The sequence below is a fragment of the uncultured Wocania sp. genome (genome assembly GCF_964021735.1).
Classification (GTDB): Bacteria; Bacteroidota; Bacteroidia; order Flavobacteriales; family Flavobacteriaceae; genus Wocania_A.
The window spans coordinates 1-2987 of sequence record NZ_CAXIBN010000258.1; the positions used below are offsets into that span (position 1 = coordinate 1).

A 2987-nucleotide genomic window follows, 5' to 3' on the forward strand; every position below is an offset into this window, starting at 1 on the left:
TTTTATTTGGTATAGGTTGGGCAGCTATGATGGGTATTCCTTATTCTATGGTGTCAAAAATTGTGCCTCAAGAACGCCGTGGTGTTTATATGGGCATATTGAATATGATGATTGTTATTCCAATGGGAATTCAAACGGTAACATTCGGGCCTATTGTAAAAAACCTGTTGAATAATAGTGCGGTTAATGCCATAATATTTGGTGGCGTATTTTTTATCATAGCAGGTGTATTGGGATTACGCCTTAAGCAACCAAAATCTATTGATGAAGATGAAAGAGAAGTCATTCCTAGTGGTGGTGGACATTAATTTATAATTAAGAAAAGAAAAATAGTTTTGAAAAACAATAATAAAGAGATAGACATTCTTTGTGTTGGAGAAGTGCTAGTTGATTTCATAGGACATCAAACAGAAGTACTTATCAACAATACAAGAGATTATCACAGATACTTGGGAGGTTCTCCGGCCAATGTAGCAATGAATTCAGCCAGATTAGGACTAAAATCTGTTATGGTGGCTACGGTTGGGAAGGATGGCTTTGGAGATTATATTTTTGAAAGATTAGAAGGTGTTGGGGTTATTACAAGTTATATTAAACAGCTTGAGAATAAACCAACAAGTGTTATTTTTGTGTCTAGAACAGATGGTACACCGGATTTTATTCCCTTTAGAGAGGCTGATTATTTTATTACGGAGAATCAAATTTCTAAGGAGTTACTATTAAAAGCCAATATTTTCCATACAACCTGTTTTGCATTAAGCAAACAACCTGGACAATCCACTATTTTAGAAAAAGCCAAGGAAGCATTTAATTTAGGATGCAAATTAAGCATTGATGTAAATTATGCTAAAAAGTTATGGGATAGTCAAGAAGAGGCACTCGACGTTATAAAGGCATATTGTAAATTTAATCCTTTGGTTAAAATTAGTGAAGATGATATGCTCAGGCTTTTTGAACAAAAAATGCCACACGAAGACATATTTAATTTTTTCCATTCAGAAGGTGTTGATACGGTGTGCTTAACTCTGGGAAGTAAAGGTGTTAAGTTATCTCAAAAAGGGAAGAAAATCTTTCAAATGCCTGCCATACAAATTGATGTGGTTCAGGACGCAACAGGAGCAGGAGATGCATTTTGGTCCGGTTTTTTGTTCGCTTATATCAAAGAAAAACCTATTGAAAAATGTTTAGAAGTGGCTTTGCAATTAGCTGCTTTAAAACTTCAAAACGTGGGGAGATTGCCAGATAACATTAACATATTATCAGAACTTTTATAACGCTTTTATTATGTCAAAAGATTCTATTATTAGTAATGGCGTTATGCTTAATGCATACCCAGATAGTATTGGTGAGAAATTAAGCGATACTATAAGAATGCTTAAAATGCCTGAGTTTAAAGATGTTTTTTCGTTGTTTTATGTGCTGCCAACGTTTTTTAATAGCGATTTAGACAGAGGCTTCTCTATTATAGACTATGATATTAATAAAGAACTGGTTGCAGAAGACGATTTAAAAGCACTCGAAGACCTTAATATTCAACTAAAGTTTGATATTGTATTAAATCATTTATCAGTAGCATCGCCTCAATTTAAAGATTTGCTGAAAAACGGAGACCAATCAAAATATAAAGACTTTTTTATCAATTGGAATAGCTTTTGGGAAGGAAACGGAATCATGGGTGATGATGGTATTATCATCCCAAAAAAAGAATTTCTCGATAAATTATTCATGAGAAAATCGGGGCTTCCAATTTTAAAAGTGCCTTTTCCTGACGGTTCTACGCAACCGTATTGGAATACCTTTTATCAAAAGATAAATGACGATAATACTTTTTTAGGTCAAATGGATGTCAATGCAAAATCTGAACTCGTTTGGGAGTTTTACGAAGAAACATTGCAAAAAGTTAAAAGATTTGGATGTAAAATTTTAAGGTTAGATGCTTTTGCTTATTTACATAAAGAAATTGGGCAATCAAACTTTTTTAATAAACCTGGTACTTGGCAGTATTTAGAGCGTATTAAACAAATAGCAGATAAAAAAGATTTAACACTTTTACCAGAAATTCATGCAGAATACGGCATGCATTTACATGATGAAGTAGCCAATGAAGGATATCAAATTTACGATTTTTTCTTACCAGGATTAACTATTCATACCATTGAAAATAGTAATAGTAAAGCACTTATAAAGTGGGCTAAAGAAATCATTAGTAAAGGCTACAAAACGGTTAATATGTTAGGTTGTCATGATGGTATTCCTGTACTCGATTTAAAAGGCAAATCTGTTAATGGTTATTATAATAAAGGTTTGCTTGAAGACGAAGAGATTGAAGCCATTATGAATATAATAATGGAACGTGGAGGCAGAGTAAAAAACCTTTATGATCCAAAAGGTAATAAAATTTCATATTATCAAGTTAACGCAACATTTTTTAGTGCTTTAGGCGAAGATGAACAAAAATTGTTGCTAGCCCGAGCCATTCAAATGTTTATGCCTGGGATTCCACAAGTTTGGTATTTAGATATTTTTGCCGGTAGAAACGATTATGAAGCTGCTGATGCTGGGGGAAGTGCAGGGCATAAAGAAATAAACAGAAGTACTCTTTCAATTCAGGATGTTCAAAACGGCTTAAAACGAGATGTTGTAATTAATCAATTGGAGCTAATTAGATTAAGAAATACTTCTAAGGCATTTTTGGGAACAATAAGGATTAACGAAACTTCAGATAAAGAAATTGATATCAAGTGGATTAATCAAAATGAGGTCGCACATCTTACGGCGAATCTTAAAACATGTAATTTTACTATAAATTATACAGAAGGAGAGGTTACTAAAACTCTTTAATAAATCTATAAAACATTAATTAAAGAGTATATTGAAGAATACTAATGAAAAAACCCTTGAAAATCATGTGATAATCAAGGGTTTAAAAACTTTAAAAGTGGTACCTCCAGGAATCGAACCAGGGACACAAGGATTTTCAGTCCTTT

The 2987-nt window shown here is 32.9% G+C and carries 2 protein-coding genes and 1 pseudogene; all 3 read left to right on the top strand.

The annotated features are described in order from the left end of the window. Positions 1-308 (top strand): annotated as a pseudogene (locus tag AADI82_RS14675) (MFS transporter); the annotation flags it as partial. A gap of 27 nt (positions 309-335) precedes the next feature. Then, positions 336-1274: a carbohydrate kinase gene (locus AADI82_RS14680; RefSeq protein ID WP_341217163.1), complete on the top strand. Its 939-nt coding sequence runs from the start codon at positions 336-338 to the stop codon at positions 1272-1274. 10 nt (positions 1275-1284) lie between these two features. Beyond that, entirely contained in the window at positions 1285-2841 is a 1557-nt protein-coding gene (gtfA, locus tag AADI82_RS14685) for a sucrose phosphorylase (RefSeq protein ID WP_341217164.1), read from the top strand. Positions 2842-2987: the final 146 nt, after the last annotated feature.